Origin of the sequence: Leminorella richardii, from assembly GCF_900478135.1 — a bacterium.
GTDB lineage: Bacteria > Pseudomonadota > Gammaproteobacteria > Enterobacterales > Enterobacteriaceae > Leminorella > Leminorella richardii.
The window spans coordinates 1,398,329-1,421,612 of sequence record NZ_LS483470.1; the positions used below are offsets into that span (position 1 = coordinate 1,398,329).

General features: G+C 50.2%; 16 protein-coding genes, 2 tRNA genes and 1 pseudogene. 4 read left to right on the top strand and 15 right to left on the bottom strand.

The features are described from left to right. Positions 1 to 6: 6 nt before the first annotated feature. A complete protein-coding gene (locus tag DQM29_RS06595; protein ID WP_111739953.1) occupies positions 7 to 879 on the bottom strand; it encodes an integrase domain-containing protein in 873 nt (290 codons plus the stop codon). A 336-nt stretch (positions 880 to 1,215) separates the two neighbouring features. On the opposite strand from DQM29_RS06595, the gene DQM29_RS18170 reads away from it, so the two are divergent. Beyond that, entirely contained in the window at positions 1,216 to 1,608 is a 393-nt protein-coding gene (locus tag DQM29_RS18170; protein WP_170126457.1) for a hypothetical protein, read from the top strand. Positions 1,609 to 1,816: 208 nt separating this feature from the next. On the opposite strand, the gene DQM29_RS06605 is transcribed toward DQM29_RS18170, so the two are convergent. Continuing rightward, positions 1,817 to 2,038 carry a helix-turn-helix domain-containing protein gene (locus DQM29_RS06605; protein ID WP_097520871.1) on the bottom strand — a complete coding sequence of 74 codons (222 nt, stop codon included), beginning with the start codon at positions 2,036 to 2,038 and terminating at the stop codon, positions 1,817 to 1,819. A 144-nt stretch (positions 2,039 to 2,182) separates the two neighbouring features. Here DQM29_RS06605 and DQM29_RS06610 point away from each other — a divergent pair, with 144 nt between their 5' ends. Both DQM29_RS06610 and DQM29_RS06615 read left to right on the top strand, forming a co-directional pair. Next, a complete protein-coding gene (locus tag DQM29_RS06610) occupies positions 2,183 to 2,467 on the top strand; it encodes a helix-turn-helix domain-containing protein (protein WP_111739954.1) in 285 nt (94 codons plus the stop codon). Between the two features lie 106 nt (positions 2,468 to 2,573). Beyond that, positions 2,574 to 2,834 carry a helix-turn-helix domain-containing protein gene (locus tag DQM29_RS06615; RefSeq protein ID WP_097448367.1) on the top strand — a complete coding sequence of 87 codons (261 nt, stop codon included), beginning with the start codon at positions 2,574 to 2,576 and terminating at the stop codon, positions 2,832 to 2,834. Between the two features lie 82 nt (positions 2,835 to 2,916). On the opposite strand, the pseudogene DQM29_RS06620 reads toward DQM29_RS06615, so the two are convergent. Continuing rightward, positions 2,917 to 4,178 (bottom strand): annotated as a pseudogene (locus tag DQM29_RS06620) (tyrosine-type recombinase/integrase). A gap of 165 nt (positions 4,179 to 4,343) precedes the next feature. Next, a tRNA-Asn gene (locus tag DQM29_RS06630) sits at positions 4,344 to 4,419 on the bottom strand. A gap of 345 nt (positions 4,420 to 4,764) precedes the next feature. Here DQM29_RS06630 and DQM29_RS06635 point away from each other — a divergent pair. Continuing rightward, positions 4,765 to 7,311 carry a bifunctional diguanylate cyclase/phosphodiesterase gene (locus DQM29_RS06635; protein ID WP_111739955.1) on the top strand — a complete coding sequence of 849 codons (2,547 nt, stop codon included), beginning with the start codon at positions 4,765 to 4,767 and terminating at the stop codon, positions 7,309 to 7,311. A 36-nt stretch (positions 7,312 to 7,347) separates the two neighbouring features. Here DQM29_RS06635 and DQM29_RS06640 read toward each other — a convergent pair. From DQM29_RS06640 to DQM29_RS06690, 11 genes are all read right to left on the bottom strand, one after another. After that, positions 7,348 to 7,423, bottom strand: a tRNA-Asn gene (locus DQM29_RS06640). Between the two features lie 620 nt (positions 7,424 to 8,043). After that, positions 8,044 to 8,256 carry a transcription modulator YdgT gene (gene ydgT, locus DQM29_RS06645; RefSeq protein ID WP_111739956.1) on the bottom strand — a complete coding sequence of 71 codons (213 nt, stop codon included), beginning with the start codon at positions 8,254 to 8,256 and terminating at the stop codon, positions 8,044 to 8,046. A gap of 206 nt (positions 8,257 to 8,462) precedes the next feature. Beyond that, entirely contained in the window at positions 8,463 to 9,617 is a 1,155-nt protein-coding gene (locus DQM29_RS06650) for an iron-containing alcohol dehydrogenase (protein ID WP_111739957.1), read from the bottom strand. A gap of 297 nt (positions 9,618 to 9,914) precedes the next feature. Next, positions 9,915 to 11,303 (bottom strand): hypothetical protein, encoded by a 1,389-nt coding sequence (locus tag DQM29_RS06655; protein WP_111739958.1) that lies wholly within the window; start codon positions 11,301 to 11,303, stop codon positions 9,915 to 9,917. An 81-nt stretch (positions 11,304 to 11,384) separates the two neighbouring features. After that, positions 11,385 to 11,999 carry a penicillin-binding protein activator LpoB gene (gene lpoB / locus DQM29_RS06660; RefSeq protein WP_111739959.1) on the bottom strand — a complete coding sequence of 205 codons (615 nt, stop codon included), beginning with the start codon at positions 11,997 to 11,999 and terminating at the stop codon, positions 11,385 to 11,387. Positions 12,000 to 12,057: 58 nt separating this feature from the next. Beyond that, positions 12,058 to 13,428 (bottom strand): COG3014 family protein, encoded by a 1,371-nt coding sequence (locus DQM29_RS06665; RefSeq protein WP_145960340.1) that lies wholly within the window; start codon positions 13,426 to 13,428, stop codon positions 12,058 to 12,060. Between the two features lie 167 nt (positions 13,429 to 13,595). Next, positions 13,596 to 14,279 (bottom strand): phospholipase D-like domain-containing protein, encoded by a 684-nt coding sequence (locus DQM29_RS06670; RefSeq protein WP_111739961.1) that lies wholly within the window; start codon positions 14,277 to 14,279, stop codon positions 13,596 to 13,598. A gap of 224 nt (positions 14,280 to 14,503) precedes the next feature. Beyond that, positions 14,504 to 15,106 (bottom strand): rhomboid family intramembrane serine protease, encoded by a 603-nt coding sequence (locus DQM29_RS06675; protein WP_111739962.1) that lies wholly within the window; start codon positions 15,104 to 15,106, stop codon positions 14,504 to 14,506. 6 nt (positions 15,107 to 15,112) lie between these two features. Further along, positions 15,113 to 20,050: a DNA repair ATPase gene (locus DQM29_RS06680; protein WP_111739963.1), complete on the bottom strand. Its 4,938-nt coding sequence runs from the start codon at positions 20,048 to 20,050 to the stop codon at positions 15,113 to 15,115. Positions 20,051 to 20,208: 158 nt separating this feature from the next. After that, positions 20,209 to 22,386 carry a flotillin family protein gene (locus tag DQM29_RS06685; RefSeq protein WP_111739964.1) on the bottom strand — a complete coding sequence of 726 codons (2,178 nt, stop codon included), beginning with the start codon at positions 22,384 to 22,386 and terminating at the stop codon, positions 20,209 to 20,211. Positions 22,387 to 22,568: 182 nt separating this feature from the next. Then, positions 22,569 to 23,213: an NfeD family protein gene (locus DQM29_RS06690; protein ID WP_111739965.1), complete on the bottom strand. Its 645-nt coding sequence runs from the start codon at positions 23,211 to 23,213 to the stop codon at positions 22,569 to 22,571. Positions 23,214 to 23,284: the final 71 nt, after the last annotated feature.

Below are 23,284 nucleotides of genomic sequence, written 5' to 3' on the forward strand. Positions count from 1 at the left end.
CGATTGTCAAATTTGCCCATACACCTGCTCTACATACCGCCCACGTCCATCACCATGCCCCAGATCCATCGCCACCATTGCCAGCGCCTCCTTCCTGCTAAATCCCTGCGCCAGATAGTAACGAATAGCATCCTGCGCCCACGCATAGCGCAGCGAATGCGGAGAATATGCGCCAGTCAGACCAATACGTGCCGCCTGGTTGTGCCAGTAGTCCATAGCACTTTTCAGATCCGGCTTGTCGATCAGTCGGTCATTACGGCTTTCAGCAATATTCAACGCATTATCCAGCGCTTTTCTGACTGCGCCAGTATCCAAAATCACCGTTTCGCGTGGCCGTCCGCCTTTGGTGCCGAACACCACGGTTAAGCGCGTATCGCCGCGCTCAACGGCCTGTTTCCACGTTTTCAGTGACTGTACACTCTGCACCGCCTCCTGCGAACGCAGCCCCATCAGCCGCGCTAGTTCCAGCGCCGCCGCCAGACCCGGATCTTTCGCATGGGTCGTTTCCAGCACATGGAGGTAATGATCCGGTGTGATGGCTTGTCGCGTACCGTTACGCGATGCACCAGACAGCCCCAGCGATTTATTAGTCAGCCGCTCATGCTCTGCCACCTGCTTACGCCCGGCCTGTTGCAGAATGGTGCGCAATGAGGCCATTTCATTTTGCAATGTGCGTTTGCCGATCCCCTGCGCCAGTCTTGCATGAATATAGTTTTCAATGTGGCGAACCTTAATCTGTGCCACGCGCTGGATCTGGACGTTCAGCGCCCGTAAGTGGTGATCGAAACGCTGCACGATATGGATGCGATCGTTCACCGTTTTATGGCTACCGCCACAGTGCTTTGCCAGCGCCTTCATTTCACAGCCTAACTTACCCATGCACTTCCCCTTAATTTTGAGAATACAAATAGTCTCCGGCGTATGCTTTTTGGCTGTGCCAGAACGATACCTTCACGCCGGAGTGGCAGTTTGTTGAGGTATAGGGAGTTTCAGCCAGTACGCGGTACGGGCTGCCTGCGTGAGCAGGAATTCTCCGGGGCATCATGCCCCCCTCGGTATCGATCTTTTTCTCCTTTCTTCTTGCTGACTGCGGCCTAAAAAAGGCGTGTCAGATGCGGGAATGAGCACCGGAACCCCGAAATCAGGCGTATGGTGCGGTGTGGTGGTTGTGCGTCACTTTGTCGCTTTGCGCGACGAAAGTGACGCACTGGTCGGGTGCAGTGCGCGAAAGAGCGCGGGGTCTGGTGCAGTTTTACGGTCACGCGGCAGCAAAGCCTTGCGGCAACGCAGGCCGCAGCCCGTAAAGTAAAAGGCGCTGATGTGGCAGCAGGTGCAGGTTTACCGGAGCGTTTCCGGCGCAGTGCAATATTGGCCAGAGATCTGGCGCAGATAAAAAGCGCTGATAATCAGCAGGTACAGACGAACCGGGAAATCGTGAGACTTCCGGTCGGATGGAAACACAGCCAGCGAGCTGGCGCAGTGAAAGGATGTATCGTGTATAACTCTCAACCTCTGCCGCAGTATCTGCGGCCCGGCATTTTTGCAGAGGCCCTGCCGGTAAAATGGCAACCATCTCCTGACAGGTCAGGCGCTTCTTTCAGGTCATGAAGCATTGGGTGCTGTCGGCGACAGCATAGGGCAGGAGGGAGATTACAGCCGTTTTCCGCGAATGAAAAGGGGAAACCTTTTTTTCGGGAATTGAGTTGTTTGTAGATTTTTTCGCAATTTTATGAATGACACTCTGCCGCGCTTCGCTTGTCTTCTCCCGCTCTTCCGCCAGCAGAGCTGGCAGAAGAGCGGGAGAGTCGGTTTAGCTTCAACGGTATTCTGGCTTTCGGTAACGGGACGGCCAGATCTGTTCAGGCGCAACGCCCAATTCTTCGGCTATCAGCCTTTCGCCTTTAGGCCAGTGTCGGTTAAGGGCATTGGTCAGCGTGGAAGAGGCCAATCCGGCCCTGCGCGATACCGCAGCCAGAGACGTTCCTTTCTTCCGTAACCCGGCGATGATGTCTGCCGGGTGCCAGTCGTCTTTATCCATTGGTTTCTCCCTGTCTGTCATCCTGAACGAAAGCACCGATCTGCTTCCGGCCTCTGCTTTATTTATCTTTAGTAACTCTAAAGATAATGAATCTTAAGGAATGCTAAAGATGGTGTCAACGTAAGTATTAACAAGACACGTAATATGATCCCTGAACGACTGAAAGCCGCAAGGTTACGGGCCAACCTTACCCAGGAGCAATTGGGTGTCCGCGCAGGCATAGCTGAAGACACCGCTTATTCAAGACTCTCTCAGTATGAAAGTGGAACGCACAAACCGACGTTTAAAATGGTTTGTGCTTTTGCCTGTGTGCTAAACGTTCCTGAATGCTATTTCTACACGGTGGATGATAGTTTCGCCGAAGCGCTATTAAGGTTGTATGACGGCGAGGTAGTTCAGTGGAATATGAAAGTGGGGAATTGCTCTTAATACAAAAAGGAAACGGGCGTTTGTTCGTCTTTATGAACTCTAAAGAAAAACATTCTTGAGGAATGCTAAAGATTACCCTCATAAATTCAAACTGATGGTAATTTCGATGATCCCCAAACGCTTAAAAGAAGCCCGGTTGCGGGCGAAACTCACGCAGGAAAAGTTGGGGGTACTGGCCGGAATAGAAGAGGCAACAGCTTACTCCCGCCTCTCACACTATGAGAACGGCACTCATAAGCCTACTTTTGATCTTGTCTGCGAATTTGCCAAAGTGCTCAACGTACCGGAGTGCTATTTCTATACGGTTGATGATGATTTTGCCGAAGCGGTACTGGATCTTTATGTCCGGTGGGAAAGTAAATCCTGATCAGAAAATAACTTTGCCCCTGAACAGGGGCAAAGAGCTGGCTTTCCGTTAATTGACGGAAAAAGAAATAGCTGTATTTTTATTACGACACGTTTTTCAGGGGAGCTGCGTACTGATAAGGGGAAATATACCCGCCGAGATTTGCGTCCAGATAATTCGCCCACCACTGCATCATCGCGATCCGTTCCTCCAGATATTCAGCCTTATGGATATAAGCAGCGCGGACGCTGTTTCTTTCCTGATGGCTCATCTGCTTTTCAATGGCTTCTTTGCTCCACAGCCCGACTCACTCAGCGCGCTGCACGCCATTGCCCTGAAACCGTGGCCGCAGACGTCTTTTTTGGTGTCGTAGCCCATCACGCGCAATGCTTTATTAATCGTGCTGTCGCTCATGCATTTATCCTGATCGTATTCGCCGGGGAAAATGAAGGCCAGATGGCCGGAGAGCGCTTCAATTTGCTTTAAGACAGCAACAGCCTGATCGGACAACGGAACGATATGTTGCGTTTTCATTTTTGTGCCGCGATGAGAGAAGCGCACGTTTTCGATCTGCTCCCGCTCTTCCGGGATTATCCAGAGTTTTTGCTGCCAGTCGATTTCACTCCAGCGGGCAAAGCGCAGTTCGCTGGAGCGCACAAAAAATAGCAGTGACAGCTTAAGCGCGTACCGTGTCAGCAGTCTGCCGGGGTAGTTATTCGTCCGCGATAACAATTCAGGCATTTTCTCAAGGGGCAGGGCCGGGTAATGTTGCGTTTCCGGCGGTGTAAACTCGCCGTCCAGATCCAGTGCCGGGTTTGATTTGATTAACTGCTTCTTCACCGCATAGCGCATGATTTCAGTGACGTAGTTTTTCAGCCGGGCGGTAATTTCCAGAAAGCCTTTGTTCTCCACCTTACGCAGGGTAAACAGCAAATCCTCCGTGAGGATCTGATCGATGAATTTTTCCCCGATATCCGGGAAAACGTACATTTCCAGCCTGCGCTGGATGGTCGTTGCATAATGCGCAGACCAGCGTTTGTGATCGGCGTGCCAGTTCATGGCGATCTGCCGGAATGTTTGCCCGTTTTTCTTTTTCTGCTGCGCGATTTTTTTATCAGCAGAAGGATCGGCCCCTTCACGAACTTTAGCGCGTGCGGCATCGCGTAGCTGACGCGCCTTAAACAGAGAAATATCCGGGTAGGGGCCAAAGGCCAGCTTTTTCTCTTTACCAAAGATGCGGTACTTCATGTACCAGAGTTTTGAGCCGTTGGGTTTGATCAGCAGGTAGAGTCCTGCACTGTCAGTAATCTTGAAGGATTTATCGGTGGGTTTGATCTTGCGGATTGCGGTATCGGTTAATGCCATAGGTGGGGGCTCCATTTTCTCAACGAACCGTGAGGCCCCCGATTAAGCCCCCAAAAACTATGGATGTCAAGAAACCCGGTAAACCTTCGCAGGTCAACCGGGTTAAGATAAGTTCTTGTTTTTTAAACGTCTCCGGACTTACTGGGATGTCCCGAAACTAAAATTTGGCTCCTCTGACTGGACTTGAACCAGTGACATACGGATTAACAGTCCGCCGTTCTACCGACTGAACTACAGAGGAATCGTATAGACAGGCGCATCATATCTGCCCGCCCGAGTGCTGTCAACCGCTGGAAAAAGCCTGTGAGTGTATTTGCTTATTGTTCATCCAAAAAAGAGCGATTTTCGTTTCTATTTTAGCCATGCAGGTCTTTCTTTCATCAACCCATTCTGATTTCTTCTGCATTTGAAAAGCTAACTGTCAGAAATATTTGCATTTCGGTATAGCTAATGAAAAAAGTAATATAGACTTTAAGGGAAAGAGAGAACGAGAGAGACCAGTGAAGAGGTGTATAGAGGTGATGTGTATAAGTTTGATTTCTCTATCCCTTAGCGACGTAATATTTGATGGTTAAGTGGTGGGAAAGTGCGCTTATTTAGATCCGTATCATTAAAACCGTTAGTCACGCTGCTGTTTGTGCTGCTGCTAACGATTACATTAAGCACTGCGCTCTTCCTACAGCTACGTAATGAAATGCGCCTTTTTGAACGGCTGAGCGACCGTGTGACAGCCACCCATATTGAATCCGTTCGTTCCCACCTTTTTAACTTTATGGAAGTGCCCATTCAGGCTAATGCTGCTGTCGAGATCGCTATACGAAACTCTCTCAATGAGTCCGATAGCTCCCTTAATGAGCTAGAAGTGCCGCTTAAGGAGACGATGGAACGCATTTTTCCCAATATGCCTCAGCTAAGCCTCATTGCCTTTGGTTCGGCTAACGGCAATTACGTTGCCGTTGACAGAGATAGCCAGACCGGTGATTTCAGGCTTCTGTTAAAGGATGTGCGAACCCGCGGCGTGATGAACTTTTATTCTGGTATGAGCACGGAAAATCCAGTGATAAACAGCCTTAAGTATTACGATCCGCGACTTCGCCCTTGGTATCGCAACGTAGAGGTAAATCGCCGGGGAATATGGACCACAGGCTATTGGGATTTGAATAAGGTTAGAGAGCTGACGATTTCCTATAATAGCCCCGTTTATGATACTAATAAACGCTATGTCGGCGTGCTTTCCAGCGATATTAAAGTCGAGCGTTTTAATAAGTACCTGCGTTCGATACCCAGCCTTGGTAACGGCGTTATTTTTATCCTGAACGGCGACAATAAAATGGTGTCGTACTCGTCCGATGATAAATTAAAGTTTGTACCTCAAGAAACAACGATTCTTTACGATAAAGCGACTCTCATTTCTCCGCAAGAAAGCATCAGCCCCATCATTCGGGAGATGGCTCCTTACCTTAACGATAAGAGCATCGATAAGATTCTTTTTACCCTTAACGGCGAGGTTTTTCACGGTCGAATTGCATCATTTGGTTCGGGTCTTGGCTTAAAAAATTGGCGCATTGTCGTTGCGGTACCGCAGAGTGATTTTATTGGCAAGCTGGATGCAGACAGGCGTTCCACGATCTTTCTTATTTTGGGCGTTTTTTTGGTAGGCATCACGCTGGCATGGATTATTTTATCAAAAATTACAACGCCAATACTGGACGTCGCCAGGCAGGCTAGATTGATCGCTCTTCAGGAGTGGTCGCCTGCTCGAGCACCTCGCTTCCAGCTTAAAGAGATTAGGCTGCTTAACAATGCGTTTAACGAGATGTCTGCCACGCTGTCGACGGCCTTTTCTAAATTACGACACCAGGTTAACTACGATCCCGTCAGCGGCCTGTTGAGCGCAGAAGGCCTGCTGGAGCAGATGAAGATCTCTGATACGTCCGGAGAGAAGCGTAAATGGCGTGGGTTAGTGATGCTCAGTCTGGACAATATCGGTGACGTGAACAATACATTGGGGTATCAGAAAGGTGAGTGGTTATTAAGCGAGTTTGCGGCAACGCTCAATGATGTTGTACCTAAAGAGGCACTGCTTGCTAGAGTCAATGACGTTGAATTTGCCGTGTGCTATCCGGAGGGGTGCCCTAAAGACATCCTGACTGAAGAAGTGCAAAAGTACGTTCATCTTTACGCACACGCTCAGGGCAGTGAACACCTGATGTTTGTCGGCAGCATTGCTTTTGTCGATGGAGAGTTTGACGATGCGTCGTTGACCCAGCACCTGCGGAAGGCCTCTTTAGCGTTGGTTAACGCTCGTAAAAAGGGCACTGGGGCGTATGAGGTGTATAAGCCGGAAATGATGACTCAGGCAGTTGAAAATACCCAGATGCTGCAAGAGTTAAGTCAGGCACAGATTAATCAGGAGTTACTGGTCTATTTCCAGCCGATTGTTGAACTGCGTGACGGTAGAGTCATCGGTGCAGAGGCACTGCTTCGCTGGCGGAGTAAAGCGTACGGTATGGTCGCGCCCTATATCTTTATTCCTCTTGCTGAGGAATCTGGCCTGATTTTGTCTATCGGACGCTGGGTGCTTAAAGAGTCCTGCCGCCAGTTGGCGCTGAAGATAGCAAGCGGCTGGCCGAGAGACTTTATTATTCATATTAACGTGTCTGCCCGGCAGCTGATGCAAACGGATTTTTATGACGTCATCGTTGAGTCTTTGCGTGAAAACGACCTTTCTCCCTGTAATTTGGCGATTGAGCTGACAGAGTCTATTTTAGTGGAAAAGGGCACTATTATCGGCGAGCAAATTGCACGGATCCGGGCTCTTGGACTTTCCGTGGCGATAGACGATTTTGGTTCTGGGTTCTCAAGCCTTTCCTATTTGTACCGATTGCAGTTTGACTGTTTGAAAATTGATAGGGACTTTGTTTGCGGCGTGTTGGAGAGCGCTCGAAGCGAAGCTATTGTCTCCGCGGTTGTCCGCCTGGCTGACGGGCTGTCCGTTCCGCTAGTTGCTGAGGGGATCGAAACCGAAGAGGCAGCAGCGAAGCTTTATCATCTGGGATGTAAACGCGGACAGGGATACTATTTTGGTAGGCCAATTCCGCTGGATGAATGGGAGAATCCCAGAAACAAATAACAAAAAAGCCCGCTTTAAAAGCGGGCTTTCGAAATTTGGCTCCTCTGACTGGACTTGAACCAGTGACATACGGATTAACAGTCCGCCGTTCTACCGACTGAACTACAGAGGAATCGTGTGAACGGGGCGCATCATATCTATCCTCGCTCACCCTGTCAACGCTAAATTGTTATCTTTTATCTAAGTGTTCATCAACTAATCAAAATGACCGTTCATTGAACAGCGGCGGCGTAAAATGAGTGGGCCAGAAGCTGTATTCATCCAGCGAGAGGAAACGGCTGCTGTTTAAATAATAGAGATAGAGGGTGAAATTTCACAGCGGTGTTGCTATTTACCAAGGCAGATAGCGTTCGTTGAATAACGTTAGAGTAGAAGAGGGGGAACAATAACGAAAAGCTAGCAGGGTAGCTTTTCGTTATTAGGTTGTAATGTTTTTATTAGCGTAAATAAGAAATTATCAAATAAACAAGAGAAATAAAGTGCGGCGTAAGCGTATATTTTTATATAAATCTGGATACGCGAGCATCAGTCAGCTTTGCTTTTATATTACTCTCTGCGCCAGCGGCTGTCTGAATTAAAACAAACCGAGTCAATAGAGTTTATAAAATATCAAAGTGTAAAATGCTTCAGCCTAGTATATTTAATCAGCGCAATAGCTACGAACAGAGCCTAATGCACAGATACCGAAAATAGCGGCGGTGCTCCGCTACGTAATGCTTGTGAAGATTGGAATTATTTCACCTGGAACCAAATGGATTTTGGCACTTTGCCTAGGTCAAAGAGCTTACCGGCAACCAACTCAGCTCTGCGGTGATCGGCAGCGCGGTACATATTGGCGAGAATACCGTTGTCTGATAGGGAATAGTTTAGTTTATCGTAAAGGCGCTCTAGGCTATCCTCATTGGAGCATTTACGGAACATCATTAAATAATCAATATCACTCATTATAGGCTACTTATTATTTAGCTCAACGTGAAGAAATGCATGCATTGATTAATACACGCGGAATATCACTCGGTACGTTGAGGTATTGGATTAGGGGTAATCTGTAACGACATAAAGACGAACGTGTGATGTCGTTACAGATATCATAGTCTGTTGATAGAGAATGAACAAGCACTTATGGCGCCATTATTTGTAATAGCGCACAATCAGTAGCTTAAGCTCAGGATCCTGCGAACTTCAATTTCATTGATATCCTTATGTTCACCCAGCGGTAATAAATTAAATCTTTTTAAATAGTTAATTGCATCTTCAATACAGGACTCAGGGATCCCATAGGCTCTTAAACTGGTAGCGATACCCATTTCTTCGAAAAAGCGTCGGGTTAGCGCAATGGCACTATTTATCCGCATTTCTTCGTCGCCTTCGGTTAATCCCCAAACTCTTTCAGCATACTGTAATAGCTTCAGTCGCTTAGTCTTTTTTTGTATATCCAAAACGGAAGGAAGTATGACCGCGAGCGTTTGCGCATGATCGAGACCGTAATAGACAGTGAAATAGTATCCCATCCGGTGAGTAGACCAGTCCTGAGGCACGCCGAGGCCAATGAGCCCGTTTAGCGCCTGAGTTGCGCTCCACATGATAGACGCTCTGGCGTCATAGTTCTCTTTCTCTACGAGTGCCTTAGGGCCTTCTTCAATGAGTGTTAACATCAGGCCTTCTGCGTAGCGATCCTGAACTTTTCCATAAACGGGATAGGTTAAATACTGTTCGGCAACGTGAACGAATGCGTCAACAACTCCGTTGGCGACCTGTTTTTCAGGCAGGGTATAGGACTTTTTCGGATCCAATAGCGCAAAGCGTGGGAAGAGCAGAGGGTGCTTATGGCTTAGCTTAGCGTTAAGGCCTGCGTGGCTAATAACGGCAGTGCCGTTCATTTCAGAGCCGGTTGCAGGCAGTGTGACAACGCAGCCAATCGGAAGCACCTGGCTGAGAGGAATATTCTTTACCCAGCTTTCCCACACATCGCCTTCAAAATAGGCCGCGGCAGCAATAAATTTTGTGCCATCGATGACTGAACCGCCGCCAACGGCAAGAAGAAAATCTATCTTTTCTTCTTTTACAATGTTAACCGCCTTCATTAACGTGTCGTATTGAGGGTTGGGCTCGATACCGCCAAATTCAATATATTCTCTTGCACCTAGCGCCTGAGTCACTTCAGCTAGGGTGCCATAGCGTTTGGCACTGCCTCCACCATAGGTGATGAGTACGCGGGCGCTGGGAGGAATGTGGGCGTCAATATCCTTCATTCTTCCTTCGCCAAAAAGTATTCGCGTTGGATTGTAATAGTCAAAGTTAAACATGGTTATCTCCCAGCGGTGGGCTATTTGATCACGATAAATTCAACGGAGCGAGCGAGTGCGCACGCTGTGGCTTGAAAGTGTTGCTACGCATTGATGCTTTCGACTATAGCGTATTTATATCGGGCATCTTACTGATATGAGATAAATTATACCCCATTTCTGTGTTTGTTTTTGGCAGCAGTATGAGGCTGGGGGAGACTGTGGGGCTTTAGCTGTGAAAAATTGTCAGAGGAATGACGAGAAAGAGGGGATAAAAAAACCGGCCATAAAGGCCGGTTTGAAGAATTAGACGATCGATTAAAGGAATACGCCGCCAGATTCACCCAGCTTTTGATCCCCAGCCTTAGGCTTGGCTTTTGCTTTTGGCTTGGATGATGTCGCTTTAGCAGGTTCTGCTTTAGCCTTGTCGGCCTTTTTCTCTTCTACAACTGGCGGAGCCAGTCGAGCGATTGCGCCTTTATCAATGGCATCAACTTTACCGCTTTCAACAACACCGTAAGAGATCTTGTCTTTGATAGAAGTAATCACGATGGTTGCCACTTTCTCTTCGGCTGCTCCCAGTACTTCACCGGTATCCGGGTCGACCAGCTCTTCACCCTGAGAATAAATGTCAAAACGGTCGCCGTCATACACCATGGCCTCGCCGCGGTTGATGATGATCTGGCCGTTAGTGACGGCAACAACCTTCGCAGGCGTCAGCTTGTTAACGATTTTATCGGCAATAACGTCGCTGATTTGCTTACGAGCGGTTTCTATATAGCGGCCGCTCTGTTCAAAGACCGTAGAGTCAGACCACTGGATGCCGTGGGTCGCTGCTTCCAGAAGGGAGTAGCGAACGGTGACTTTGGTTTTGGACGAGCTGGTGACGTCAAATTCACCGGTCAGGTCAACGCTGGTAACTTTCGTCGTCGTTCTTACGCCGGCTTCAGTGACGTTAATGACCAACAGGTAGTCGGCGGGAAGGGCAGTTTGGCGCACGTCAACGGAGTTGTCTAAACGGCTTTCCAGAAACTTCTCTTCAGACTCGAACGCCTTATCGTTGACGGCACTGCGATCTAGCACGGTAAAGCGCTGAGACTGTACGATGCGGTCAGTAATTTCCTGGCGCAGCGTATTGGCAAAGGCAGAACGGCTGCGGTTACCGGTGGTGATAATCGCCAGACGATCGCGCTTTGAGGACGCCTGAGAGGTTTTACGCTCTACTTTATCGATTTCGACCGTCAGAATAACGGTACAGCCTTTGGCGTCACAGTCGCGAGTTTTAACCTTATAGCCTTTTACCGTTCCTGCACTGCGCGTATTGATCTGTGCGCTTTTGCCGGTATTAACGGTAATGTCGCGGTTTGCGTTGCCGCCAACGTTGACATCAAGGTTTTCAGTATAGGTTGAGTCACCGGCCTTATTGCTGAGAAACGAATTGTCGTTATTCTTCGTATTCTCAACGTAGGTGCCTTTTCCTTCCACGTTAACGTCGGCTTTGTCTTTTACGCGGACATAGTCGCCGGCACGTTCAGACTGTGTGCTTACGGTCATTCCATTTACCTGACGAACGGCATCAGCCAGAGCGGCGTCAACAGCCTTTTCGTAGGTTTCACCGTATCCTTGCGCTTCGACGGTTTCAATTTTTGCAAAAGCAGCGGGTGAAAGCGTCAGAAGTGCTGCAAGTACCAAGATCCATTTTTTCATTAGCAAGCCCTAATGGATGAAATAAACATATGCGGCGCGCGTCGAACTCTGTCGGGCGCGCCGCGCCCGGGAATCGTTTGATTACCAGCTAGCAGTGCGGTTGTCGCCACGCTTGATGATTGGGTACTCTTTTTCCCAGTAAGCCAGACCGTCGTCCAGGTTAGTCAGTGTCAGTTGGAAGTAGTACTCAACCTGCTGAGTGCTGGAGCTTACGCGACGGTTCTGCTGAATGATTTTACCGGTCAGAGAGAAGTCAGGAGCGATAACGCGACCGTCTTTCTTCACAGTCTTTTGGTTAACCATTTTGGATTTACGCAGCTGGCGTACTTTACGGGTCATTTCGTCTTCAGGACCGTTAGCGCTAATAGCGGTGGTCACAACGAAACGGCCTGAGTTCAGCAGGCTGGTACGAATTTTCTTGGTCAGCTGATCGGTATCGATGCGCTGATCGGTATCGTTAACAATGCCAGTGACAGTCAGAACGTAGCGGCCGCCCTGTGGGTGAACCAGCAGGTCGGAGCTCAGCATGTCGTCAACCATATTGGTTGCCGCCATTTCGAAATCTTTATAGTCGAGGCCCATAATGGCTACGCCGTCGTTTTTACTGTCGACGTAGTAGGCGCCTTCTTGAGCACATCCAGCAAGGGAAAGGGCTACAGCCGCGGCAAGAAAAATCTTTTTGTTAAAAATAGTCATTATTGCGTTCTCAACATAGTTTAAAGGTTATTACGATATCGATCCCTAAAGGGAAAATCTACATCGCATTCTTACTGGTTAGTACGTCCACCTTAGGCGGCATCAGCGAGTTTATACTGCGCACGTATACCACCACGGGCTGTGGCGTAGCAGGCAGGTCGACGGTGATAGCAGAACCGCCTGAAGGGGCGATCTGAATCTTTTGACTGCTGGGCCACTTAACATAGGCAACCTGGAAATCATAAGGAAGCGTATGCCAACTGCGGATATCGGCCTGAGTGGTGACTGCCTGAGCAACCCCAGTGATAGCGCCGAGGATCCTGATCGTTTTATTATCTGAGTTCATCATCGTCGCCTGAGCTGCCGTCTTCAGAATGGCGCGAGAGAGCTCCTTGATAAGGATGCCGGTAAATTCCGTTTTAAATTCACCCTGAATGATTTTATCCATCTGGGCGAACGACTCCGTTTTATTCCCTCCATTGATAGAAAGATAAGGATACGCCGGGCTACCTGATTCCAGCGTTGGCAGTGCAATACCCGCGTAGGCTACTTTACGGGTGACCAAAAGCAACGGTAAATCTATGCGACGCTCAGCCTTTCTGGCAGACGAGCCGTTTTCAAAGATAACCCAAACGCCCGGCGGTACATTGCGCCCCTTGCTGTTTGCCAGATTCAGGTCTGAGCGAATCTGGCGGTTTTTCGTCAATGCATAGGCACGCTTGAGGCTCTCTTTGGCTTTGTTAAGGTCGCCTACGTTTTCATTATTGATCAGGAAGTAAAGGCCGTGCAGATAGAGCGATGCGGGGTTGATATAGCCGTCATACGGCTTCCATTGTGCAACGTCGATCCCTGATCCTTCCAATGTTTCCATTGACTTGGAGTACGATTCGCCAAGATTGTTGCTCTTGATGGCGCTTTTTTGCTCGTTAATCTCTTTTGAGAAGTATTCTGCCGCCCGACGCTGGCGGTCGTCAACCCTGTTCCATTCAACGCGGGCGTTATTAAAGTCAGCCAGCTGCCAAAAGTTCAGCGCTTTATAGGTATTGACCATCACGCGGTCATAGACGCGCGGAGAGTAGTCCATGACGTTATCGTTGACGACCATTGATGCAGCCTGGCTTAAGCCTGATGCGGCAATGTTTTTCGTTTCACTGTCTTTAATCAGCAGCTCTGCGCCGTCAAACACTTTGGTGGAGCGATCCAGCTGATTCGTCATGCGAAGTAGGGCACCCGCCTCAAGAGACCACAGGAGATGAGTGGCTTCTCCACTGCCGGATACGCCTTCATCGAGCGCAATTTTTTCTGCCATTTCTATATGTCCCTGAGACAGGGCATAGTCGAGATTTTGACGTGAAGGTGGATTAGCGCAGGAAGCTAATGCCAGGGCGATGCCGCAGCAAAGAGAAACACGAGTGATCTGATTTTTCATAGATTTTCTGCTGTAATAAAGTGTGTAGTTGTATTTTTTTCGTTGTAAATAGAAAGCGGTCAGGGAGGAGAGGCGATTAACCATGCCTCTTTTATTATTTAGCGTGAAACAGCCCGTCGCCTTTGAGCCAAAAGGCGCGCTCGATGCTGTTACCCCTGCCGCTTTCATCAGTCAAATCTCCGCCATAGCTGATTGAACTGCTGTTGATAGAGATTCAAAAGATCTGGGTTGTCCGTAACGAGAACGTTTTCATAATTGTGTTGGGACGCACTTCTCGTCCAGTTAAAACTGCCGTTAAGCAAATAGCGCCCGTCAAAAATCGCAAACTTATGGTGCATGTGATACGGCGAGTCGTCCATGACAACGGTCACGCCCTGACGAATCAGATAGTCAATATCGCTGCCGTGGTCTTCAGATTTATCGTTATCGGTAATAATCCTGACGTTAACCTGCCTTTTATGCGCCTGCATAATGGCGTCAGTAATATCGTCATCGGCGATGGTAAACACGCAGATATCAACAGACTGTTGAGCGTGAGAGAGAAGGGCTCGGATTTTATCACGGCAGGCGCTGCCGGGTGAGAAGAAGGCGGTGCTGTTAACGCGCTTTTGGCGAGCGGTGGCGTCGAGCGTTTTGACTACCGTTTCTAACCACTTTAATACAGGTTGAAGATCGGTAGGGGCGGAGTCAAGATGGCTGCGAACCATGTCGAAAGCGCGATTGCGCATAAAGCCAAACTGTTCAGCAGAAAGTGACTGACCTATGTCTCTTAGCTGAATGCGCTCTCCCTGACTGAGAGTAAGATCGGCCAGTGAATCCTCGAGGTAGCGTTCCAGCTCGTTGTTTTCCATGTATCCTTTTCTCATCCATAAAAAGAAAATAGCGCTAAGGATTTATTACGGCCCGATCAAATGTGTGGGCTTTTAAATGGCGATCCTTTCTGTAGCTATATAATCCTAGTTTGCTGTAATCAGCGCCCAAAATAAAGGGGAATTGCTGAAAAATTACTTATAACAAGAGAGAATGTTGCCAGTTTGCACTTAGTTGAAACGAATTGCTTCTTTAGCGTTTTATTTCACCTACTGCCGCTATGTGGTACTTCCCTTTCATCAAGGCGTTTTGTTTTTCTCATTCGCCATTTTCTTTCTAGCCACGCATAAATTATGCCAGCGACTGCGCCAGCAATATGACTTTCGGTAGAAATGCGAGAATCTCCCGGCAGTAGCCCCGCTGCCATACCGCCGTAGTAAAACAGGATCAGCAGCGCCAGAGCGAGGTCGAGAAGCTTCCTGCGGGCGAGCCCCTGCGCTAAAAGCAGTGCCCATAGGCCGAAAATCCAGCCGCTGGCGCCAACGTGATAGGCTGAGCGGGCAAATATCCACACCAGGCCTCCCCCTATCACAATCACTGCGAGGCTGGAGTACACGTAGTCTCGTACTGAAGACGCCATCAGCAGCGCACTTAATATCAGTAGGATAGGCAGGTTGCTGAAGAGATGGCTCCAGTCACCGTGGATAAACGGCGCCAGCAAAATTCCCTTCAGACCGCTTAAGGTTCGCGGCAAAATCCCCAGCGACGTCAGTAAACCGCCGCTCAGAGCATTAATGCACTGAACGACGATAAGCAGAGCCGCTAAGACAGCCAAAATGTAAACGCGCTGTGTGAGCCAGGATTTCACCCTAGGTTAGTTCCTCAATGACTGAACGCTTTCGACCAGTGACGCTAGCTGAACAACAACGCGGTCACCCACGTCAGCACCATCGCCACCCAGCGCTTTGTTTCTCGTAAAGTCACGCTTAATCTGCTGCCAGCGCTGCTCTTCCTGAGGTGACAGGGTGTCACGAATTTCCGCCAGCTTCAGCAGGTTTTCTTCTGCCCCCTGTGTAAGCAGCTGTGCTTCACCAAGATAGTGATCGTCAAGGATTTGACGAATTTCCGCCGCATTCATCACTGCGGAGATCTTTTCAGCGAGCTTGTTCATATTGCGATAGCTGCCCTGTAGCTTAAAGGGCGGCTCGGTTCGATACCGGTCTGACTGTGCAGCGCTGGCAATATACTGCTGGTTAACCTTCAGCACTACGTCGCGCAGAGAAATCATTCTTTCCAGTATGGCAACGATTTCAGTAATCTCTGCCTCACTGTACTGATAGCTGAGTGAATTGGAAGAGAATGGTTTACCCATGGCTTTATCGACAAGCAGATAGAGATCGTTCATATCGCGTAGCGCCAGTGGAGCCAGCACGGGGTTAGAGGTCAGGCTGTTTTCGATATAGCTTAGCGAGAAGGATTCCTCCATGCCGCCTAGTACCTCACCGAGGTTATAGATATCCGCGCGGTTGGCCAGCATGTCTGGAATTTTGAAAACTTCGCCGGATTCCGTATAGGGGTTACCGGCCATGACGACGCAGAATTTTTTACCGCGCATGTCATAAGTCTTAGTCTTGCTTTTCCAGACGCCCTCAATGCGCCGAGTGCCGTCACACAGCGAAATAAACTTTTGCAGAAATTCCGGGTGAGTGTGCTGAATATCGTCCACATACAGCATCACGTTGTTACCCATTTCCAACGCCAGATTCAGCTTCTCAAGCTCTTGACGGGCGGTAGCGTTAGGCGCTTGCTCTGGGTCGAGAGAGAGGACGTCGTGACCCAGCGCCGGGCCGTTTATCTTCATAAAGATCAGACCAAGGCGGTTAGCGACGTACTCCATCAGCGTTGTTTTACCGTAGCCCGGCGGCGATATCATGAGTAACAGACCCATCAAGTCAGTGCGCTTGTTTTCACCCACGGTGCCGATTTGCTTAGCCAAGTTATCGCCAATGATCGGCAGGTAAACGTCGTTAATCAGCTTGTTACGCACGAAGGAGCTGAGCGGCTTGGCCTTGAACTCGTGCAGACGCAGGTCAGTACGCTGCTGATTGAGCACTTCCTGGCGCAGTGATTGATAGCGCTGGTAGCCGGGAATAAAGACCTTACGCTGTCTGCGCATGCGGCTAAAGTAGTCATCTAGTCGAAGCGTCAGAGACTGATTAGCGATCAGCGGGTGTTCGCCCATCAGGTCGGTTACTGTAAAGTGCAGGTCAGCTTCGCTGAAACGAGCGCTGCTGGGTTTGTCTAGCAAGGTAAGCGCTACTGCTTCAGCTACGTAGTCGCGCAGTGGTGCATAGTCAGGTAAAGAGCAAAGCCCAGTGAGCCAGTTTTCAACCAGCGCCCATCGCTGGGCGTAGCGTTTCTCTAAATTTTGCTGTGACTGGTTAAAATCCAGCCACATATGAGCCTGTGTCAGATGAGACTGAAGGCCTTCCAGTAGCGTTTTCGCATATTTGCTGAAGGTAAACTCAAGAGGCGTCCTTCCCAGCGCCAGGCTCAGATATTCAGCGGCCTGATGCTGCTGATAGGGCTGGCAAGGGATAGGGTAGCGTTCTAAGAACAGGCTGAGTTCGGCTTCGATTTCGGCTTGCAGATCCAGCAGGCCAGAATCGTGGCGGAACAGCTGCTGAATATTAAGGCTGGTGCGCGCGCGCTCCGGCCATAGGGCTGGAAGCTCCTGCTTTTGAACGTGACGCCAGAAGAGCACTGCCAGCCCGCGAGCCAGAGCGTTAAACCGAAGCAGGTCAGCGCTTTGGCCGACAGGGATCAGCTTTTGTAGAATAGCGACCGCATCGTGATCGTGAATCCCTTTTTCGTATCCTTCACGATAGCGGGGAGCCGCAAAGTCTCTGACTGCCTTTTCCAGCGCTTCCGGCTGGTTAAGCAGGCTGGTGAGGGATGGGATTGTCAGGCCGTCCAGTTCTTTGCTGGCGGCGTAGATCATCGAATAGGCCAGATATTCTGCACGATAGACATCGTTAGACTCGGACTCAATGGAAATAGGCCAGTAGTCTTGTAGCTCGTTGAGTTCTGCGCTGTCGAGCTGTTCCTGATAGTCTGTACCGGTAAGGTGCAGGAACAGGCGATCGCCGTGGGGCAAAATAGTGAGATCCAGCTCCTGCGTGTTGACGCTGAACCGGTGACGAGGCCCCAGTTTGATCACGCTGCCGTCGTTTTCAAAGATTTCCGACTTATCCCGCAGGCTGCGAATGGCCTGATCGCGAGCGGCCTTAAACTTGGCGTCAATGTCGTCCGCTTTTACGCTGTCTTTCAATTCCCTCAGCCGTTCGACGATTTCCCGGGTTTTTAGCGCAAGGGGGTCGGAGGCAAAGAAGGCGTTGAGCTCATCCAGCGCATTAAACTTGGCGGTTCTTCGACGAATGCTGTCGAGCAGGCGCTCGGCGGCGACCTGTAGATTCTGGGCTTTGCGCTGGCGCTCGTCTAGCAGCGCTTGCTTATGGGTTTCAAAGGTTTCAAGCAGCTCTTCGCGCTTGCTGAGAATGTCGTTTAAAAACTCATCGTGCTCGCTGAACTGGCTTTCTAACTCTTCAAGCTGAACCAGTAGCCGAGACAGCTGCTCGTCGCAGCGTTCTGGATCGGTTGCCAGAGAGAGCGCGTTGGCAATCCCCTGGCTGAACAGCTTAAACTGTGCGCCGAACTGAGCGACGGCCTCAACAGACGTCTGTTCTTTACGACGATGCTGCAGGCGCGCTCTGGCCTGATTAAGGCGGGCATAGATTTCGGAAATGGACTCAATAATGCGCGTCTGCTGAGTGGTGTCTTCAAACTTCAGCGACGCCATCAGGTTGGAAAGCATGTCGAGATCCGCCGACATGGTGTCCATATCGGCCATAGGTTCAGACAGCTGAGCGCTGTTTAGCGCTTCCTGAGTCTGCTTTTCAAGGTGTTGCAGGCGGGCATTAAAGGGCGCTAGCGCCGCATCGCCGGCAAGAAATGCCGCTGTTGCCAAGGAGATGTTCTGCTGGCTTTCGGTCAGCTGCTTTTCCATCTCGTCCAGACGAGTTAAATCAATATAGCGGTAGTCGCGTAGTGTAATCAGATGCCCACGCTGGACGCTTAGAGCATTGAGCGCATCGACGAACTGCTGCGCCTCTGTCCAACTGTCTGGCAGCATAGCAGACAGCAGTTGCCTTTGCCGAGTCGTTGCCTCATTCATTGCTCGGACTGACTGACGGCGGATGCTTTCTACTTTTTCATACTCGTCCAGCACCAGCTCGCCGGTGTGGGCAATTTCTTTCAGCAGAATAGCGGCGTGCAGGCTGTGTTCGTCGTTAAGCCAGTAGTAAATATCGATAAGCCGCTTGGCGTCTTGGCTCAGCTTTTCATAGAGCTGAGATGAAATTTGCTGCTGCTCGATTTCTCGAGCTATGTGGTAAAGGTCGGAAATCCCCCGCACCAGTTCGGCGTTACCGATGCGCCCAAAGAAGCTGTTCTTGGCAGGCTGACTGGCGGCAAACTCGTCGGAATAGAAGGGCGTTTGCCAGATCTGCATGGGGTGAATACGCGTAGGCTCTTCAGACTGGCCTTCAAACAGCACCATTCTGCCGTCTTCCAGCATGGCGTAGCCGTGGCCGAACAGCGGATTTTGCAGCTTGCGCTCAATCATGTTGTAGTTAAACAGCGCCAGTCGACCGCGGTTTGGTTCGTAGAATATGTACATCACGTCTTCGCCGTTTGGCGAACGTCGGACTCGGCGAAAACGCATGCCGTCCATCGGCTGATCGAAAGTCTTGTATTCCCCGTTTTGCAGATAGTAGCCGCCGGGGAAAATGATGCCGTGGTCTTCAGGTAGCTGAATACAGGCTTGACCAATGGCGTCGATGCGCTGCACGCCCTGAGTTAGGGTGTTATAAACCAGATAGCGCCAGCTTTCTTCACGATAGGGCAGCACTTTGAGCAGGATCAGACTGCCAGTCTGGGCGTATTCTATTTGAGCATCGTCTAGGGACTGGGTTTTATCCAGCACCGCCTCGCGGTAGATCCCCAGTCCGTCTTCAGTGTTGTTTTCGCACTTGACTGTAAGGTCACCGCCGACGGTTTCTACAAATACCGTATCGAGAATGTTGACGTGAGGATATCGGCCGTTAACGCTGTTTTCACGAGTTGTTTTGTGCCATTCAAAATCGTAAGCAGGGGGCAGGGCGATATCGCGCTCACCCCGATTGTCGATATAGCGAATGTCGGTTTTATCGCTGGAGATGGACCAGCGGAAGACGCGGATATCCGTGATGCGTTCGCCGATCTGGAAACTGGCGAGAAGCTTACCGTCACGCTCAACCAGCTGTAGCAGCTGGGTGTTTTTATAATAGGTATAAAGCTCGTTGAAGTCCTGTACGAAGCTTTGGATGTTGAGGAAAGTGCCTGTTAGAGGGACAGACTCAACGTCGTATTCCCCGTTTTCTTCTTTTAAACGATAGAGGGAGAACACGTCCTCAATGCGGGTTTCTTTTTTTAACCCGAGAAAGACGTTATAGCCAAACAGCAGCCAGTCACCGACCCGGACAATGTCACGGGCGACACAGTTATTTTCTGTACGAATGCGAATACGGCCAACGGCATCCATTTGGCTTTTGCCAAACTCTTCCAGACGGCGAGCGTTGAGCACAGCAGCTTTTTCGTGCAGCTGCTGACCCTGTTCAGATAGTCGCTTGCGTAAGATATCGTAGGCACCGCCTTCGGCAACGGCGTTATCCAATATTTCCTGTTCGCGCTGGTTCGTTTGGCTGTCTGACATGGCGTGTCGCATTCCCTTTGAAGATTTTATACGCACCGCTGCCCGCGGAGCGCTTTACAAAAACTAACTGAGATAAAGGCACGGTATCGACCCTTTATCTCAGCCAGCGAGACTAAAGAACGCCCGGCCTTTATTACCTAAAGGCCGGGCGTAGGCTATTACTCTTCGCTTACGCTACGGCTGTTGGAGACTGCCGGAAGCGTTTTGGATGCGCCAAACTGCTTTATCAGAGCCTGAACTTCAGGGTTTTGCAGTAGGGCGTCAAGATCCAACTTTTGACCGTCCTTGCCGCTGAGCAGTTTATCGACCACGTTTTGCACCAGTGGGCTTTTTTCCACCACGCCGTTAATGGCTTTACCCACGCTAAGAGCTTTAGAGAAGGTGTTAAAGAAGCTGCCGTCGCCGCCAACGATGTCGATGTTGGTTTTGCTGAGGGCAGAGGCCAGCACTTCGGCCTGCTCGCGAGCAATCTCTTTGTTCGCGGCAATTTCGGCCATCGCCTGCTCAAAGTGCTTCTCAAGGCGCATGCGAAACTCTTCGTGATCCCGCGCCGTATCGTTGAGGTTGCCCATGGCGGTGAACTTGTCGGTCAGACCGTCCGCTTCTGCCTTCAGGCGCTGGCGAATCACTTCTGCCTGCGCGGAGCCCAGTTGGCCTTCACCGCGAGCCTGTGCACTCAGCTTTTCTTCCAGAATCTTGGCGTCTGCCAGACCCAGCTTCTCGTTAGCGTTAGCCTGCTGCTCATCACCGCGGGCCTGTGCTGACAGCTTCTCTTCCAGGATTTTTGCATCTGCCAGTCCCTGTTTCTGGGTGGCAGCAGCCTGAGCTTCCATCACGCGAGCCTGAGCCAGGCCTTTTTCCTGCGTACCGCGGGCTTCTGCCAGCAGCTTTTCAGCCGTTACGTTAGCCTGTACTAGGCCTTCTTTTTCTTCGGCTTCAGCCTGCGCCTGACGGACGCGGGCTTCTGCTAGGCCAAGGGCAGCCTGCTCGGCCTCGATACCTTCAGCCATGCGCTTTTTCGCTTCTGCCTGTTTAGCCGCAGCTTCCAGCTCGGCTTGCGCCATGGTGCTGATTTCCAGCGCTTTAAACTTGGCGCTGCTTTCATCGGCTTCTGCCTGCTTGACCTGACGCACCAGTTCCTGCTCGGCTTCTGCCTGAGCGTGGATCACGGTGACCTGCTTCTGGCGGTCAGCGTCGGAAACCAGACGGACTTCTTTAATACGCTCTTCTTCCTGAGCAACAGTCTTTTCTACTGCGACGCGCTCGCGGATGACGTTAGCGATATTTTTACGCTCTTCTTCCAGCGCCTTTTCTTTCTCAATGCGTTGCAGCTCAACTTCGCGCTCGCGGGAAACCACTTCCAGATCTTTCGCTCTGGTGACTTTCTCTATTTCAATGGTGACGGCGCGGGTACGGTTCTGTTGAGCAACTTCGACTTCACGCAGGCGGTTTTCTTCGCGAATTTCAATTTCCTGCTGGGTGTGGATGCGGGCCTGTTCAGCCTTCAGACGCTCTTCTTCCTTCACTTTCAGCGTTTCAGCCGCTTCGCGAGCGCGGATGCTCTCAATTTCACGCTGCTGGCGAGCTTCTGCATCAGCCTGCTGGCGTTCCAACGCTAGGCTAGCTTCGCGGGTTTCCACGTTTTTCTTCTGGATCGCCAGTTCCTGATCGCGCTCTTTCTGGTTGGTTTCGATATTGTGAATTGCGGTGATCTCGGTGATCTTGCGGATACCTTCGGCGTCAAAGATATTGTTTGGATCCAGCGAGTTTTTCGGCGTTTGCTCCAGATAGTCGATGGCAACGTCTTCCAGCGCGTAGCCGTTGAGATCTTCACCAATAACGTCAACGATGCGGTTGCGGAAGTTCTGGCGGTCTTCAAACAGTTTGGACAGCTCGAACTGCTTGCCGACGGTCTTTAATGCTTCAGAGAACTTGGCGTTAAACAGTTCGCTAACGGCCTGGTGGTCAGACGCGCGGTCTACGCCAATAGATTTGGCGACTTTAAGGACGTCTTCTGTTGTTTCATTCACCCGAAGGTAGAAGGCGACGGTAATGTCTGCGCGAAGGTTGTCTTTACAGATCAGACCATCTTTGCCGCGGCGATCCACTTCCAGCGTCAACAGCGAGATGCGCATGAATTCCTTTTTGTGGATGACCGGATAAACCAGTGCTCCGGTAAAATACACCTTTGGCTGTGTACTTGTGTCGTTGACAATAAGCGCCGTTCCCTGAGGTACTTTGACGTAAAACGCCTTAAAAAGGCCAAATGCGCCCAAAATAAAGATGATGACCCCGACGATACCGACGATAAACGGCATGAGGTTTTCCATAGCCATAAGATGAATGTCTCCGTGTTGTACAAAGGTGGGCAAGGCCCGGTTCCTAAGGTTTAAACCGCTATCTGCTTATGGGCGATAGCCATTTTTGACTTCTTTCCTACACGCTGTTGCTGAGGGAGAATGGCCGCGCTTAGGTGAGCCGCGGCTTTCCCACAACATGCAACAGGTGAGATGTGCATTTAGAGTCGATTAAACTCTTCTTCGCTGACCACGTCATAGCTGTGCGTTGCCGCACTGTAGCTAATAATGACAACGCGATCGCCTCGCTTGAGCCCCGCGTCTTCCGGCGAGCGGATTTGCAGAATCAGACCGGCGCCGCCGTCTTCCATCAGGGCTTCTCCGCGCCGATCTGTCACGCTGTCAGAGCGGACTTTTGCGATTTTTCCAATCAGGTTTTTTACGTTCTTCTGTTCGTCGCCTTTTGCTAACACAGCGCGAAACGGCTTCAATAAAAATGCGGTTATCATTAAAGAAACAAACGATACCGCCACTAAGATAGCCGTGGCTACCAGATAGCGGATGATGTCCGTGTCGATAAAGCGTAAAAACCAGTTCACGCTAAAATAGCTGATAAACCAGCCGATAAACGTAAACAGCGAGAGAATGATGGTAACGGGAATGCCAGCTAGACCAAATTTGGCCAACAGGCCTGCCAGACCGCTGAGATCTGCGCCGTCAATGTCAACGTCAGGGCCGTCGATATTAAGAAAGTCGCCGTCCATCAGTCCAAAAGAGGCACAAATCCAATAAAGTAGTACCAGGACGAGGAGGCCACTGAAAATGATGACAGGGAAGGTCAGACAGTTTTGTAAGAATAGCGCCATTAGAATCCTTTCTTAATAGTACAGCTACTGAGAGTGGTGTTCTTGATACAGCATTAAGTAGAACAGTTTTT